This window comes from Pseudomonas sp. GQ91 (genome assembly GCF_059758795.1).
Genome location: NZ_JCAXED010000007.1, coordinates 150,527 through 165,427, shown reverse-complemented (window position 1 = coordinate 165,427; position 14,901 = coordinate 150,527). Strand labels below are relative to the sequence as shown.

The window sequence follows — 14,901 nt, the reverse complement described above, 5'->3', positions numbered from 1 at the left end:
TACTTAAGCCGCATCGCGCTTGGCGCCATTGCGGTAGGTCTCGACCGCCGTGATCAAGGCTTGCAGAATCGCGGCGCTTTCGCCGATCACCGACAAGTCGGCACGCTTGATCATGTCGCAACCGGGATCGAGGTTGATCGCCACCACCTTGTCGCAGGCACCAATGCCTTGCAGGTGCTGGATCGCCCCGGAAATGCCCACGGCCACGTATACCCGGGCGGTCACCCAGATGCCGCTGGCGCCGACCTGACGATCACGCGCCATAAAGCCATCGTCCACCGCGACCCGCGAGGCCCCTTCGGTCGCGCCCAGGGCGGCGGCGGTCTGGTGGAACAAGTCCCAGTCCTTGACGCCGTTGCCACCGGAGAAAATAAACTCGGCTTCGGCCATCGGAATCGCGCCGGGGTCCACCGCGACCGCGCCCAGGTCTTCAATACGCGGCAAGCTGCGCGCCAGGGCTGTGGATAACTCCACGGGCAGCACTTCATGCCGCGTGTCACTGACCGGATCCGCGCACTCTGCAGCGGCCAGAATCATCCGCGGCAATGGCCGTACCAAGTCTTCCTGGCCCGCACCGGCACGGCCGATGCACGTTTGGTCCTTGACCTGCCAGACACGCGTGGCCGGGCGTTCCTGGATGCTCGCCGCGAAGCGCCGGCCGAGTTCCGCGCCGCCGCTGCGGCTATCCGGTAGCAGCCAGTGGCGCGGGTTGAACTGGTTATCCACAGCCCGCAGGCCCTGGACCCGCTGTTCCGGTGAATAACCCTCGAACACTGGACCCTCCAACACCAGCAGGCGGTCCACTCCGGCGCTGTCGAAGGCGCTTTCCTTATGCTCACCGAACACCACCGCCAACACCGCGCCGTCGCTGCCGGCCAACTGTCGCGCCAGGCCCAGCAAGTCGCGGTCGTGGCTGCTCAAACGGCCACCGACCATGTCCGGCACTACGTTGATATAGAACGCCGGGGTCGTGATCTGATGCAGTGGCAGTTGCACCGCCACCGCCGCCGTACGCTTGGCCGCACCGCCCTGCTGGGCGCCGCTGCGGTCTATACGCTTGATGCCGTTGGGGCCGATAAAACCGACACCGTGGACATTTTTGCGCACCACACCGTTGGGCCCCATCCAGCTGTGTTGTACCGGCTGCATGGCCGCGTGCAGCGGATGCAGGCGGTTGCGGGCGATCCATTCGGCCCGTGGGTCGCGGCGAATAATGTCGCTCATCAATGCACCTCCGCGGGTTCACGCTTGGCCGGTGTGCTGGCGGCTGCGGCGTCGTCCAGCAACGCGTCCGCCACCAACTCGGCAATGTCCTTGATCAACGGACGCGGTTCGACCACGCCTTCGAGCATCGCCGTACATTGTGGACAGCCCACGGCCACCAGTTCGGCGCCGGTCTCGCGGATGTCTTCCATACGCATATCGGGAATCCGCTGCTTGCCGGGAATATCGGTGATCGGCGCTCCGCCACCGCCACCACAGCAGCGCGAACGGAAACCGGAGCGTTGCATTTCCTTGACCTCGATACCCAGCGCCCGCAGCACATTGCGCGGTGCTTCGTACTCGCCGTTATAGCGACCCAGATAGCATGGATCGTGATAGGTCACGCTATCGCCTTTATGCCGGCCCAGGCTCAGTGCGCCAGCCGCGATCAACTCGGCCAGATAAGTGCTGTGATGCTGCACAAGGTAGTTGCCGTCGAACGCGCCGTATTCGTTTTTCAGCACATGAAAGCTGTGCGGATCGCAGGTGACGATGCGCTTGAAGCTGTACTTGGCCAGGGTCTGGATATTGCGTGTCGCCAGCAACTGGAACGTCGCTTCATCGCCCAGGCGCCGCGCAACGTCGCCGCTGTCGCGCTCTTCCAGGCCGAGCACGGCGAAGTCGACCTTGGCCGCTTTCAACACTTTGACGAACGCGCGCAAGGTGCGCTGGTTGCGCATGTCAAAAGCACCGTCACCGACCCAGAACAGCACGTCAGCGGTCTTCTTCTCGCTGAGCAGGTTCAGGTTCAAATCCGCCGCCCAGTTCATCCGCCCGCCCGGGGCAAAACCGCCGGGGTTGTCGGTGGCGATCAGGTTTTCCAGGACTTCGGCGCCCTTGTTCGGGGTCGCGCCTTTTTCCAGGGTCAGGTGGCGGCGCATGTCGACAATCGCATCGACGTGCTCGATCATCATCGGGCACTCTTCCACACAGGCTCGACACGTGGTGCAGGACCACAGCGTCTCGGCATCCACCAGGCCGTTGACGATCGGCTGGTGCGGATTGCCGCCGTGTTCACCAATCGGTTTGCCTGGATAAGGGCTGCCGGCGAACTTCGCATCGGTGCCACCCGCCAGGCCGACCACCATGTCCTGGATGAGTTTTTTCGGGTTCAGCGGCTGGCCGGCGGCGAATGCCGGGCACGCGGCTTCGCACTTGCCGCATTGCACGCACGCGTCGAAGCCGAGCAGTTGGTTCCAGGTGAAATCCTTGGGTTTTTCAACGCCCAGCGGGGCGTTTTTGTCTTTCAGGTCCAGCGCTTTCAGACCGGTCGAGCGGCCACCGCCAAAGCGTTCCGCGCGACGGTGCCAGGCCAGGTGCAAGGCACCGGCAAAGGCGTGTTTCATCGGGCCGCCCCAGGTCATGCCGAAGAACATCTCCGACACGCCCCACAGCACACCTACACCCAGCAACGCCGCCAGCAGCCAGCCGCCAAAGTCCGCCGGCAGGATGCCGGCTACCGGCAAGGTCACCAGGAAGAAACTCACCGAGAACGCCATCAGGCTTTTCGGCAGGCGCATCCACGGGCCTTTCGACAAGCGTGACGGTGGATTGCGGCGACGCAGATAGACAAAGGTGGCGCCGACAAACATCAGCACCGAAGCCAGCAACAGCGCATAGCCAAGGAGGCGATTGTGCAGGCCGAAGCCATGCACCAGCACCGCCAGCAGCGCCGACAGCACAAAACCCAGCGCCGTGGCGACGTGGGTATTGGCGATGTACTTGTCGCGGGCGACCACATGGTGCAAGTCAACCATGTAGCGCTTGGGCATGGCCAGCAGGCCGCCGAGCAAATCCACCTTGGAAGCCCGGCCACGACGCCACATGTTCACCCGCCGCAGGGCGCCCAAGACGGCAAGCCCCAGGGCAGCAAACAAGAGAATAGGAAGCAAGATGTTCAACATAGTGAAGCTCCCAAAGACCACACAGGTCTAATGTGGGAGCGGGCTTGCTCGCGAAAGCGGTGGTCCGCCACCGGATGCATCGACTGACACACCGCCTTCGCGAGCAAGCCCGCTCCCACATTTTTTACCGAGCCCACATGGGCTCGGTGTCGGGTCAGAAATCCTTGCACAGGCGCAGGGCGTCATAGATCGCGGCGTGGGTATTACGCTGCGCCACACAGTCGCCGATGCGGAACAGCAAGTAGCCCTCGCCCGCCTCGCTCAGGCACGGCTGCGGCTGGATCGCGAACAACGCTTCGACGTCGATCTGGCCTTTGTTGCGCGAGCCCGGCTTGAGCGCGTAGTAGATCTCTTCGTCAGGCCGCACGCCGTTCTCGATCACCACCTGATCGACGACGCGTTCCTCCTGGGCGCCGGTGTATTCGTTCTCCAGCACCGCCACCAGCTTGTCGCCTTCGCGATAGACCTTTTCCAGCATCATGTCGCCGGTCATGATCACTTCCTTGGGGTACATGCTGCGGTAGTAGGTCGGGAACGACGTTCCGCCCACCGCCACGCCCGGCTTGATGTCGTCGGTGACGATTTCGACCTGGCTGCCTTTATCCGCGAGGAAGTCGGCCACCGACATACCGGTGAACTCACAGATAGTGTCGTAGACCAGCACGTTCTTGCCCGGCGCAACCTTGCCGTCGAGCACGTCCCAACTGCTGACCACCAGCCCTTCGGCCGCGCCCCAGTGTTCGTTCTGTTCGATGAACGGATGCCCGCCGACGGCCAGCACCACCACATCCGGACGCACGTCGAGAATGGTCGCGGCATCCGCGGCCACGCCCAGGCGCAGATCGACTTTCAAACGCGCCAGTTCCAGTTGATACCAGCGGGTGATGCCGGCGATCTGATCGCGCTGTGGGGCCTTGGAGGCCGTGGTGATCTGGCCGCCAATGAACTCCTTTTTCTCGAACAAGGTCACATCGTGCCCGCGTTCGGCGGCGACGCGTGCGGCTTCCATCCCTGCCGGGCCGGCGCCGACCACCACCACCTTGCGCTTGGGCCCGGTGGTTTTCTCGATGATGTGCGGCACGCCCATGTATTCACGGGAAGTCGCGGCGTTCTGGATGCACAACACATCCAGGCCCTGGTATTGACGGTCGATGCAGTAGTTGGCGCCGACGCACTGCTTGATCTGGTCGATCTGGCCCATCTTGATCTTGGCGATCAGGTGCGGGTCGGCGATGTGCGCACGCGTCATGCCGACCATGTCCACGTAGCCGCCTTCCAGAATGCGCGTGGCCTGGTTCGGGTCCTTGATGTTCTGCGCGTGCAGCACCGGGACCTTGACCACTTCCTTGATGCCGGCCGCCAGGTGCAGGAACGGCTCCGGCGGATAACTCATGTTCGGGATAACGTTGGCCAGGGTGTTGTGGGTGTCGCAACCCGAGCCCACCACGCCGATGAAATCCAGCATGCCGGTGTCGTCGTAGTACTTGGCGATCTGCTTCATGTCCTCGTGGGACAGGCCGTCCGGATGGAACTCGTCGCCGCACAGACGCATGCCCACGCAGAAGTCGTCACCGACCTCGGCGCGCACGGCTTTCAGTACTTCCAGGCCGAACTTCATGCGGCCTTCGAAGGAGCCACCCCATTCGTCGGTACGCTTGTTGACCCGCGGGCTCCAGAACTGATCGATCATGTGCTGGTGCACCGCGGACAGTTCGACACCGTCCAGGCCACCGGCCTTGGCGCGTCGCGCGGCCTGGGCATAGTTGCCGATCACGCGCCAGATTTCCTCCGGTTCGATGGTCTTGCAGGTCGCGCGGTGTACCGGCTCACGCACGCCGGACGGCGACATCAGGGTCGGCCAGTTGAAGCCGTCCCAACGCGAGCGACGGCCCATGTGGGTAATCTGGATCATGATCTTGGCGCCATGCTTGTGCATGGCGTCGGCCAGGTTCTGGAAGTGCGGGATGATGCGATCGGTGGACAGGTTCACCGAACTCCACCATTCCTGCGGGCTGTCGATGGCCACCACCGACGAACCGCCACAGATCGCCAGGCCGATGCCGCCCTTGGCTTTCTCTTCGTAGTATTTGACATAGCGGTCGGTGGTCATGCCGCCGTCGGTGGCATACACCTCGGCGTGGGCAGTACTGAGCACGCGGTTGCGAATAGTCAGTTTGCCGATCTGGATCGGCGCGAACATTGCTTCGAAAGCCATGGCAGGGTCCTCGACTTACAGCGGCTTGACGGTGAACAGGCCATCGTCGTGGCCTTCTTCGGAGCCGCCGTAGACTTGTTCGGCGACGGTGCGAATGCTGCTGCCGCGCGCTTGCAGGATCTGGTCCATGGCGCCGGCAAACCAGCCGGTGAACATGTAGTCGACCTTGCGCCCGACCTTGCCGTACACGTAGACGAACGCCGAGTGTTCCAGCTTGACGCTGGCGGTGCCTTTGTCGAGGTCGATGTCCTGGATCTTGAACAGGCCCCAGCCGCGTTGCGACAGACGTTTCATGTAGTGCTCGAACACCGCGACGCCTTCCAGGCCGTGGCACTCGGCCTCTTTCTCGCACCAGTGCCAGGCGGATTTGTAGCCGGCCTTGTAGAGGATTTCAGCGTAGGCGTCAGCGCCGAGGACTTCTTCGATACCCATGTGGTTGTTGACGAAGAAATGACGCGGCACGTACAGCATCGGCAAGGCATCGGAGGTCCAGATACCGGTTTCGCTGTCGACTTCAATAGGTAATTGCGGGGCGATCTTGGCCATGGAAACTTAACTCCAGAAAATTCGTGATGTTGTGCATTTCGTAGCAGCTGTAGAGGTACCAGGCTGCGTTGCGTGTCCGCAGGACCGCCCTCGGGGGCCGCTTCGCAACCCGGCGCAGCCTCGTACCTCGACAGCTGCTACGGGGATCGTTGTTCAGGGGTGGGCTTATTCGCCCCAGACATCCTTGAGGACGTTGACCCAGTTCTCGCCCATGATCTTGCGTACCACATGCTCACTGTGGCCGCGCTTGAGCAGGGTCTCGGTGAGGTTGGGGAACTCGCCCACCGTGCGGATGCCCAGCGGATTGATGATCTTGCCGAAGCTGGTCAGGCGGCGGGCGTAGCCCTTGTCGTGGGTCAGCATTTCGAAGAAATCCTGACCATGGCCCTGGGTGAAGTCGGTGCCGATGCCGATAGCATCTTCGCCGACGATATTCATGGTGTATTCGATGGCTTCGGCGTAGTCGTCGATGGTCGAATCGATCCCCTTGGCCAGGAACGGCGCAAACATGGTCACGCCGACAAAACCGCCGTGGTCGGCGATGAACTTCAGTTCTTCATCGGATTTGTTGCGCGGATGTTCTTTCAAACCCGACGGCAGGCAGTGGGAGTAGCACACCGGCTTTTTCGATTCGAGGATGACTTCTTCGCTGGTTTTGGAGCCGACGTGGGACAGGTCGCACATGATGCCGACGCGGTTCATCTCGGCGACGATTTCACGCCCGAAACCCGACAGGCCGCCATCGCGCTCGTAACAGCCGGTGCCCACCAGGTTCTGGGTGTTGTAGCACATCTGCACCACGCCAACGCCGAGCTGCTTGAAGATCTCGACGTAACCGAGCTGGTCTTCAAAGGCATGCGCATTCTGGAAGCCGAAGATAATCCCGGTCTTGCCCTGCTCCTTGGCACGACGAATATCGGCGGTGGTTTTCACCGGGATCACCAGGTCGCTGTTTTCGCGGATCAAGGTCTGGCTGGCGACGATGTTATTGATGGTGGCCTGGAAGCCTTCCCATACCGACACGGTGCAGTTGGCCGCGGTCAGGCCGCCCTTGCGCATGTCTTCAAACAGCTCGCGGTTCCACTTGGCAATGATCAGCCCGTCGATAACGATGCTGTCGGCGTGCAATTCGGCTGGGCTCATCAGGCGTCCCCTTTATAGGTGATTCATGCGCCGAATCGTCTGCCGGCGCTTTGGGGCCAGCATATGCCCAGGGACTGACCGAGCCGGGTGCAAAAACGACAGGGGAATTGCCGAAAGCGTCAATCGACGACAAAGGGTGCACAGACGTATCTGTCTTGCGTCTGTTCTTTGCCCTACGCTTGAGCCAGAATTTGACGATCAACCGATATGAGACGGCGTAATGAAACCGATTTTCCTGGCCCTGGCACTTATCGCAAGCGCTGTTCACGCAGCCGAAGACCCCGACAGCACCCCGTGCGACGGCATCGAAAACGACAAGCAAACCCTGGAATGCGCCAGCTACAACAAAACCACCGCCGCGCAGTTGCTCAACGACAACTATCACAGCCTTCAGGAACGCCTGGCCAACCTCTATGGCAGCGCCCCCTCCGAACTGGCGGACATAACCGCTCGTCTGAAGGATGCCCAGCAGAAATGGGAAAAACTGCGCGACGCGGATTGCGCCATCGAAACCTTCCCGGCAGTCAGCGGCAGCAAGGCCTATGCGATTGCACAGAACGACTGCCTGGCGCGGATGAGTGATGAACGGTCGGAGTTCCTCGAGTCGATCGGACAGGAGTAGGTAGTTTCAATGGGTATTGAGGAAGATCGACATTACTGACATCGGTTATCCAGCGAACACTTCATCTTAAATAGGTTATTGAATGAACATCTGCGGCATCGAAATCAAAGGCAGTGAAGCCATGATCGCCATCGCATCGCTCGACGGTCAGGCATTCAACCACATTGCCCTGGCCACCAAGAAAATCGCGCTGGAAGACGATGATGAAGCGGCCAACGTCAAAGCGTTCGCGGCCCAGGTAAAGGCGTTCGTGCAGGCCAACGCCATCACCCGTATCGCGATCAAGAAGCGCGGTAAGAAAGGCGAGTTCGCCGGTGGCCCGACCACATTCAAGATCGAGGGCGTGTTTCAGTTGCTCGACGGCTGCGAGGTGATATTGCTGTCGCCGCAGACCATCAACGCACAGAACAAAAAACACGACTTCGCCCTGCCGGCGACGCTGAACAAGTATCAGCATGAGGCCTATAAAACGGCGTGTGCGGCGCTGCTGAAAAAGTAGACACCGCGAAAGAGGGCTGGCCCTGTGGCTGGGGCTTCCCTTTGACTTGCCTATGGCTGGGGCTTTCCTGTGGCGAGGGGGCTTGTCCCCCGTTGGGCGGCGCAGCAGCCCCAATAAAACCACTGGGGTGTGTCAGGAACTAGGCGGTGGCAGATTCAGGGCTGCTGCGCAGCCCAACGGGGGACAAGCCCCCTCGCCACAGGACAAGCCCCCTCGCCACAGAACAAGTGACTTCCTCACAGAACAAGTCACCTCCTCACAGAACAAGTCACTTCCTCACAGAACAAGTCACTCCTCACAGGACAAGTCACTTCCTCATGGGACAAGTCACCCCTCAAACCACCTCCCCGCGCCGATCCTCCCGCGGGCATTTGGCAAATCGCGCCCGGTAGCTGCGGGTGAAATACGACGGCGATTCAAACCCGCACGCAATACTCACCTCCAGCACGCTCAGACCGCTCTGGCGCAAGAGCTGTCGGGCCTTTTCGAGGCGCAGGCCGAGGTAGAAATTGCTCGGGGTGTCGTTCAGGTGCAGGCGAAACAGGCGCTCCAGTTGACGGCGTGTGACCTTGATTGATTCGGCCAGCGCCAGCGTGCTTAACGGCGGTTCGGTGTGTTGCTCCATCTCGCCAATGACCTGCACCAACTTCTTGTTAGTGATGCCGTAGCGCGTGGCAATTTGCATGCGCTGGTGGTCTTTGCGCGGGCGGATGCGGCCAAGCACGAATTGTTCGGACACCTGAATCGCCAGATCCGCGCCGTGCGCCTGGCTGATCAGGTCAAGCATCAGGTCGATGGAAGCCGTGCCGCCGGCGCAGGTGATGCGCCGACGGTCAATTTCAAACAGCTCCTGAGTCACGCTGAGCTGTGGATAAGACTCCTTGAAGGCCTCGATCGCTTCCCAATGCAGGGTCAGCCGATGACCGTCGAACAAGCCGGCCTCGGCCAGCACGCAGGCACCGGTGTCGATGGCGCCGAGGATCACGCCCTCGTGGTCGAGGCGGCGCAGCCAGTGCTGCAGGGTCGGAGTGGCGAATTTCAGCGGTTCGAAACCCGCCACCACCAGCAGGGTCGCGCCCTTTTTCAGCGGTTCCAGGGCCGCGTCGGCGTTGACCGACATGCCATTGCTCGCGAGCACCGCGCCCCCATCGGCACTCAACACGTGCCAACGGTACAACTCACCACGAAAACGGTTGGCGACACGCAGCGGTTCAATCGCGGAAATAAAGCCAATGGCGGAAAACCCCGGCATCAGCAAAAAGTAGAAGTCCTGGGACATGGTGCGCGCTCGTGGGACGGGTAGCGTGGTCACTGTGATACGCCAGTTCAATCGGTCATTCAAGAACACAGGTCGCCGCAGTGCAAGAGCGGGTCGCCGCCGTGCGTTTTATCGCCGTTCAAGCTGCGTAAGTTGGCTACACGGTGCACAAAGACGCCGAACTCCACAATAACGATCTGCCGAGGGCCCCACCATGAACCGAATGATCAGCCGCTGCGTGCTTGCACTTGGCGTCAGCGCCATCTTCAGCACCAGCGTATTGGCAGCCGATGCAGCGTCCTGCCGAAACGTGCGCATGGGCGTAGTCAACTGGACCGACGTGATCGCCACCAGCGCCATGGCCCAAGTGTTGCTCGATGGCCTCGGCTACAAGACCAAACAGACCAGCGCGTCCCAGCAAATCATCTTTGCCGGGATTCGCGACCAGCGCCTGGACCTGTTCCTTGGCTACTGGAACCCGCTGATGACCCAGACCATCACGCCGTTCGTCGAAGCCGGGCAGGTGAAAGTACTCGACAACCCCAGCCTCGAAGACGCCCGTGCGACCCTGGCGGTGCCAACCTACCTGGCGGACAAAGGCCTGAAAAGCTTTGCCGATATCGCCAGGTTCGAGAAAGAACTGGGCGGCAAGATCTACGGCATCGAGCCGGGCTCGGGCGCCAACACCCAGATCAAGGCGATGATCGCCAAGAATCAGTTCGGCCTGGGCACATTCCAACTGGTGGAATCCAGCGAGGCCGGCATGCTCGCCGCCGTGGACCGCGCCGTGCGCCGCAAGGAGGCCGTGGTGTTTTTCGGTTGGGCGCCGCACCCGATGAACGTCAATGTCGAGATGACCTACCTCACCGGCAGCGAGGGCGCTCTCGGCCCGAATGAGGGCAAGGCGACCGTCTGGACCGTAACCGCGCCGAACTACGCAGAACAATGCCCGAACATCCACAGACTGCTGACGAACCTGACCTTCACCGCTGCCGACGAGAGCCGCATGATGCAGCCGCTGCTGGAACACAAGGACGCCCTCGTATCCGCCAGGCAGTGGCTCAAGGATCATCCGCAAGACCAGCAGCGCTGGCTGCAAGGCGTCACCACCTTCGACGGCAAACCAGCGGCGAGCCATCTGCAACTGAGTAGCCAATAACCTTTTTAGACACACCGTTTCGCAGCCGATGGCGGCTGCGAACGGCATCATCACGCCTGTAAGGAACCCGACTCATGAATCACGACGTCATCATCACCTGCGCACTCACCGGTGCTGGCGACACGACCGCCAAGAGCCCGCACGTGCCGGTCACCCCCAAGCAAATCGCCGCTGCCGCCGTCGAAGCGGCAAAAGCCGGGGCCACGGTCGTGCATTGCCACGTGCGTGATCCGCACAGCGGCAAATTCAGCCGCGATGTAGCGCTGTACCGCGAAGTGATGGAGCGCATCCGTGAAGCGGACATCGACATCATCGTCAACCTCACCGCCGGGATGGGTGGCGACCTGGAAATCGGCGCTGGCGAGCATCCCATGGCATTCGGTCCCAATACCGATCTGGTAGGCCCGCTGACTCGGTTGGCCCATGTGGAAGAACTGCTGCCGGAAATCTGCACCCTGGACTGCGGCACCCTGAACTTTGGCGATGGCGACACTATTTACGTTTCCACCCCGGCGCAACTGCGAGCGGGCGCCAAGCGTATCCAGGAACTGGGCGTGAAGGCCGAACTGGAAATCTTCGACACCGGTCACCTGTGGTTCGCCAAGCAGATGATCAAGGAAGGCCTGCTGACCGACCCGTTGTTCCAGCTGTGCCTGGGCATTCCGTGGGGCGCACCGGCGGATACCACCACCATGAAAGCGATGGTCGACAATCTGCCCGCCGATGCGGTGTGGGCGGGGTTCGGGATCGGCCGCATGCAGATGCCGATGGCGGCCCAGGCGGTGTTGCTGGGCGGCAACGTGCGGGTGGGTCTGGAGGACAATCTGTGGCTGGACAAGGGTGTGCTGGCGACCAACGGACAGTTGGTGGAACGTGCCAGTGAAATCCTCAGCCGCCTCGGCGCGCGGGTCATGACCCCGGCCGAAGGTCGCCTAAAAATGGGCCTCACTAAACGCGGTTAACCACCAGCCGAAACCGGATCAAAAGTGTGGGAGCGGGCTTGCTCGCGATGGCGGTACATCAGCACTGAATACATCAACTGACACACAGCCATTCGCGAGCAAGCCCGCTCCCACATTCGAGCCGGTGACCACACACAATCTGCGAATCCCCAAGGAACGTCACCATGCGCTTTATCACTGAAATCAAAACCTTCGCAGCCCTGGGCAGCGGAGTTATCGGCAGCGGCTGGGTGTCCCGCGCCCTGGCTCATGGCCTGGATGTGGTGGCCTGGGACCCGGCGCCCGGCGCCGAAGCGGCGCTGCGCAAACGCGTGGCCAACGCTTGGGGCGCATTGGAAAAACAGGGCCTGGCAGCGGGCGCGTCCCAGGACCGCCTGCGGTTTGTCGCCACTATCGAAGACTGCGTGAAAGACGCCGACTTCATCCAGGAAAGCGCCCCGGAACGCCTGGAACTGAAACTCGAATTGCACAGCAAGATCAGCGCCGCAGCCAAGCCCGACGCCTTGATCGGATCCAGCACGTCCGGACTGTTGCCGAGTGAGTTTTATGAGGGCTCCACCCACCCGCAACGCTGCGTGGTCGGCCACCCGTTCAACCCGGTTTACCTGCTGCCGCTGGTGGAAGTGGTCGCAGGAAAACACACCGCGCCCGAAGCTGTGCAAGCGGCCATCAAGGTCTATGAATCCCTCGGCATGCGCCCTTTGCATGTGCGCAAGGAAGTCCCTGGTTTTATCGCTGACCGCCTGCTGGAGGCACTCTGGCGCGAGGCGCTGCATCTGGTCAACGATGGCGTCGCGACGACCGGCGAGATCGATGACGCGATTCGCTTTGGCGCCGGTTTGCGCTGGTCGTTCATGGGCACGTTCATGACCTATACGTTGGCGGGCGGCGACGCCGGCATGCGCCACTTCATGGCGCAATTTGGCCCGGCGCTGCAATTGCCGTGGACCTATCTGCCTGCGCCCGAGCTGACTGACAAGCTGATCGATGATGTGGTTGAAGGCACGCGCGAACAGTTGGGTGACCACAGCATCTCGGCGCTGGAGCGTTATCGTGATGATTGCTTGCTGGCGGTGCTGGAGGCGGTGAAGGTGACGAAGGAGAAGCATGGGATGGCGTTTGCCGAATAGGGTTGGGTTGACCCAAGAGCCGCCCCTCACCCTAACCCTCTCCCCGGAGGGGCGAGGGGACCGATTGGGGGATATTGCAGTTTTACGCCGACCTGAAAGGTCAGCTGTGAATCCATAATCAATACGGTTTTTCAGGTCGCAAATTTTCTCAGCACACTTCGGTCAGTCCCCTCGCCCCTCCGGGGAGAGGGGACTGATTGGGGGATATTGCAGTTTTACGCCGATCTGAAAGGTCTGCTGTGAATCCATAATCAATACGGTTTTTCAGGTCGCAAATTTTCTCAGCACACTTCGGTCAGTCCCCTCGCCCCTTTGGGGAGAGGGTTAGGGTGAGGGGCTGGCCCTCAAACCCACCACATTATTATCTGCGGAACCCCCAACCATGCCCGCTCTCACCACCTACAGCACAAAAATCATTCCCGACTGGGTCGACTACAATGGCCATCTGCGTGACGCGTTCTACCTGCTGATTTTCAGCTACGCCACCGATGCGCTGATGGACACCTTGGGGCTTACCAGCGACAACCGCGACGCCAGCGGCCACTCGCTGTTCACCCTGGAGCTGCACCTCAACTACCTGCACGAAGTCAAGCTGGGGGCCGAAGTCGAAGTCCTTACCCAACTCATCGCCCACGACCGCAAGCGCCTGCACCTGTATCACAGCCTGCACCTTGTCGGCGACGAAAAGGAGCTGGCCGGCAACGAACAGATGCTGTTGCACGTTGATCTGGCAGGGCCACATTCGACGCCGTTCAGCGAGGCCGTATTGGCCAAGCTGACGGCCATCAATGACGAACACCTCGAGCTGCCCAAACCAGCCTTGCTCGGCCGGGTCATCGGTCTTCCCTCGCAAAAATAAGGAATCGCAATGCACACCGCCACCGCTGTTGCCGACTTCCGCACATACCCGTTGATCAGTGCCCTGACCCACCTTGAACGATTGCCCGATCAGCTGCGGGTGCAATGGGCCGACGGTCGGGTCAGCCCGTTTCATTATCAATGGCTACGGGACAACTGCCCGTGTCCGCAGTGTGTCTACAGCGTGACACGTGAACAGGTACTGGAAATTGTCGATGTCGACGAGGACCTGGTAGCCGTCGACGCCCACATCGAACAAGGCCTTCTTTGCGTACGCTGGCACGGCGGCCACACCAGCCGCTTCGATCCAGGCTGGCTTCGGGCTCACGCCTACGACGACGAATCCCGCGCCGAGCGCCTGGCAGCCAAACCGAAGAGCCAGCTCTGGGACCGCGCGTTCGAGTGGCCGGTCTTCGATTACGCCGCGCTGATGGAAGATCCCGCGGCCCTGCTGCAATGGTTGCTGGCGCTACGTGACAGCGGCCTCACTCATGTGCGCGGCGTGCCCACCGAGCCCGGTTCACTGACACTGATCGCCAAACGTATTTCGTTTATCCGCGAGAGCAACTTCGGGGTGTTGTTCAACGTGCAATCAAAGGCCGACGCCGACAGCAACGCCTACACCGCTTTCAACTTGCCGCTGCACAGCGATTTGCCGACTCGCGAGCTGCAACCGGGACTGCAGTTCCTGCATTGCCTGGTGAACGATGCCGACGGGGGCGAGAGTATTTTTGTCGATGGGTTCGCGATCGCCAACGCTCTGCGTGATGAGGACCCTGAAGCCTTCCGCGCCCTGTGTGAAATTGCGGTGGAGTTTCGCAACAAGGATCGCCACAGCGACTATCGGCGCCTGGCACCGATTATCGCCCTGGATGCCTTGGGCGAAGTCGCCGAAATCCGCATGGCCAACTTTCTGCGCGGGCCGTTCGAGACCAGCGTGGCGCAGATGCCGTTGCTGTACCGTGCATATCGGCGTTTCATCGCCATGACCCGCGACGAGCGTTTCCGCCTGGTCAAGCGCCTGAACCCCGGCGAGCTGTGGTGTTTCGATAACCGTCGCACCCTGCATGCGCGCAATGCCTTTGACCCCGCATCCGGCGCCCGGCACTTCCAGGGTTGCTACATCGACCGGGATGAGTTGCTGTCGCGCATCCTGGTGCTGCAGCGCTAGAAAAAAAGCCCCGATCAAGCCGTGACAAGATCGGGGCTGAGTGCCTTGTGTGAGCCGTGCATCCCGAGGGTGACCAAACCGTCAAGCTGCTAGCTTGAAACCAGTGTGCCTAGTCCCTGCGCGGAGCAGTTAGCCGAAAACGACCTGCTCATAGGTGTCACGGTCATTCGT

Annotated in this window: 13 protein-coding genes; 7 read left to right on the top strand and 6 right to left on the bottom strand. The window is 61.3% G+C overall.

Annotation, left to right across the window (positions count from 1 at the left end; genetic code table 11):
• Positions 1-3 precede the first annotated feature (3 nt).
• From etfA to AC6CIA_RS12715, 5 genes are all read right to left on the bottom strand, one after another.
• Entirely contained in the window at positions 4-1,224 is a 1,221-nt protein-coding gene (gene etfA, locus AC6CIA_RS12735) for an electron transfer flavoprotein subunit alpha (RefSeq protein ID WP_498312428.1), read from the bottom strand.
• Entirely contained in the window at positions 1,224-3,167 is a 1,944-nt protein-coding gene (gene dgcB / locus AC6CIA_RS12730; RefSeq protein WP_498312426.1) for a dimethylglycine demethylation protein DgcB, read from the bottom strand. The genes etfA and dgcB overlap by 1 nt, the downstream gene beginning before the upstream one ends.
• A gap of 154 nt (positions 3,168-3,321) precedes the next feature.
• Positions 3,322-5,382, bottom strand: coding sequence for a dimethylglycine demethylation protein DgcA (gene dgcA / locus AC6CIA_RS12725; protein WP_498312425.1), 2,061 nt, complete (start codon positions 5,380-5,382; stop codon positions 3,322-3,324).
• 15 nt (positions 5,383-5,397) lie between these two features.
• Complete coding sequence (locus AC6CIA_RS12720) at positions 5,398-5,928, bottom strand: DUF5943 domain-containing protein (protein WP_084381872.1); 531 nt, start codon at positions 5,926-5,928, stop codon at positions 5,398-5,400.
• A 165-nt stretch (positions 5,929-6,093) separates the two neighbouring features.
• Positions 6,094-7,071: a dipeptidase gene (locus tag AC6CIA_RS12715; RefSeq protein WP_339528183.1), complete on the bottom strand. Its 978-nt coding sequence runs from the start codon at positions 7,069-7,071 to the stop codon at positions 6,094-6,096.
• A 220-nt stretch (positions 7,072-7,291) separates the two neighbouring features.
• Between AC6CIA_RS12715 and AC6CIA_RS12710 the strand changes: the two genes are divergently transcribed.
• The gene (locus AC6CIA_RS12710) at positions 7,292-7,693 is read left to right on the top strand and encodes a lysozyme inhibitor LprI family protein (protein WP_339528181.1); all 402 of its coding nucleotides are present in this window, start codon (positions 7,292-7,294) and stop codon (positions 7,691-7,693) included.
• Positions 7,694-7,775: 82 nt separating this feature from the next.
• Positions 7,776-8,192: a DUF3010 family protein gene (locus AC6CIA_RS12705; RefSeq protein WP_498312423.1), complete on the top strand. Its 417-nt coding sequence runs from the start codon at positions 7,776-7,778 to the stop codon at positions 8,190-8,192.
• Positions 8,193-8,526: 334 nt separating this feature from the next.
• Here the strand turns inward: AC6CIA_RS12705 and AC6CIA_RS12700 are convergent, their stop codons facing one another.
• Positions 8,527-9,471 (bottom strand): GlxA family transcriptional regulator, encoded by a 945-nt coding sequence (locus AC6CIA_RS12700; RefSeq protein ID WP_498312421.1) that lies wholly within the window; start codon positions 9,469-9,471, stop codon positions 8,527-8,529.
• A 193-nt stretch (positions 9,472-9,664) separates the two neighbouring features.
• Between AC6CIA_RS12700 and AC6CIA_RS12695 the strand changes: the two genes are divergently transcribed.
• The 5 genes from AC6CIA_RS12695 (at position 9,665) to AC6CIA_RS12675 (ending at position 14,730) form a co-directional block, all read left to right on the top strand.
• A complete protein-coding gene (locus AC6CIA_RS12695) occupies positions 9,665-10,609 on the top strand; it encodes a choline ABC transporter substrate-binding protein (protein WP_498312420.1) in 945 nt (314 codons plus the stop codon).
• A 74-nt stretch (positions 10,610-10,683) separates the two neighbouring features.
• Complete coding sequence (cdhC, locus tag AC6CIA_RS12690; protein WP_339528171.1) at positions 10,684-11,571, top strand: 3-dehydrocarnitine:acetyl-CoA trimethylamine transferase CdhC; 888 nt, start codon at positions 10,684-10,686, stop codon at positions 11,569-11,571.
• A gap of 164 nt (positions 11,572-11,735) precedes the next feature.
• Positions 11,736-12,701, top strand: coding sequence for an L-carnitine dehydrogenase (locus AC6CIA_RS12685; protein ID WP_339528169.1), 966 nt, complete (start codon positions 11,736-11,738; stop codon positions 12,699-12,701).
• 382 nt (positions 12,702-13,083) lie between these two features.
• Positions 13,084-13,560 (top strand): thioesterase family protein, encoded by a 477-nt coding sequence (locus AC6CIA_RS12680; protein ID WP_498312418.1) that lies wholly within the window; start codon positions 13,084-13,086, stop codon positions 13,558-13,560.
• 9 nt (positions 13,561-13,569) lie between these two features.
• The gene (locus AC6CIA_RS12675) at positions 13,570-14,730 is read left to right on the top strand and encodes a gamma-butyrobetaine dioxygenase (protein WP_498312416.1); all 1,161 of its coding nucleotides are present in this window, start codon (positions 13,570-13,572) and stop codon (positions 14,728-14,730) included.
• The last annotated feature ends 171 nt before the right edge of the window (positions 14,731-14,901 follow it).

Coding starts and splice junctions, on each gene's coding strand:
- dgcA (WP_498312425.1), bottom strand. CDS start 5,382: ATGGCTTTCGAAGCAATGTTCGCGCCGATCCAGATCGGCAAACTGACT.
- etfA (WP_498312428.1), bottom strand. CDS start 1,224: ATGAGCGACATTATTCGCCGCGACCCACGGGCCGAATGGATCGCCCGC.
- AC6CIA_RS12675 (WP_498312416.1), top strand. CDS start 13,570: ATGCACACCGCCACCGCTGTTGCCGACTTCCGCACATACCCGTTGATC.
- AC6CIA_RS12715 (WP_339528183.1), bottom strand. CDS start 7,071: ATGAGCCCAGCCGAATTGCACGCCGACAGCATCGTTATCGACGGGCTG.
- cdhC (WP_339528171.1), top strand. CDS start 10,684: ATGAATCACGACGTCATCATCACCTGCGCACTCACCGGTGCTGGCGAC.
- dgcB (WP_498312426.1), bottom strand. CDS start 3,167: ATGTTGAACATCTTGCTTCCTATTCTCTTGTTTGCTGCCCTGGGGCTT.
- AC6CIA_RS12685 (WP_339528169.1), top strand. CDS start 11,736: ATGCGCTTTATCACTGAAATCAAAACCTTCGCAGCCCTGGGCAGCGGA.
- AC6CIA_RS12700 (WP_498312421.1), bottom strand. CDS start 9,471: ATGTCCCAGGACTTCTACTTTTTGCTGATGCCGGGGTTTTCCGCCATT.
- AC6CIA_RS12680 (WP_498312418.1), top strand. CDS start 13,084: ATGCCCGCTCTCACCACCTACAGCACAAAAATCATTCCCGACTGGGTC.
- AC6CIA_RS12720 (WP_084381872.1), bottom strand. CDS start 5,928: ATGGCCAAGATCGCCCCGCAATTACCTATTGAAGTCGACAGCGAAACC.
- AC6CIA_RS12705 (WP_498312423.1), top strand. CDS start 7,776: ATGAACATCTGCGGCATCGAAATCAAAGGCAGTGAAGCCATGATCGCC.
- AC6CIA_RS12710 (WP_339528181.1), top strand. CDS start 7,292: ATGAAACCGATTTTCCTGGCCCTGGCACTTATCGCAAGCGCTGTTCAC.
- AC6CIA_RS12695 (WP_498312420.1), top strand. CDS start 9,665: ATGAACCGAATGATCAGCCGCTGCGTGCTTGCACTTGGCGTCAGCGCC.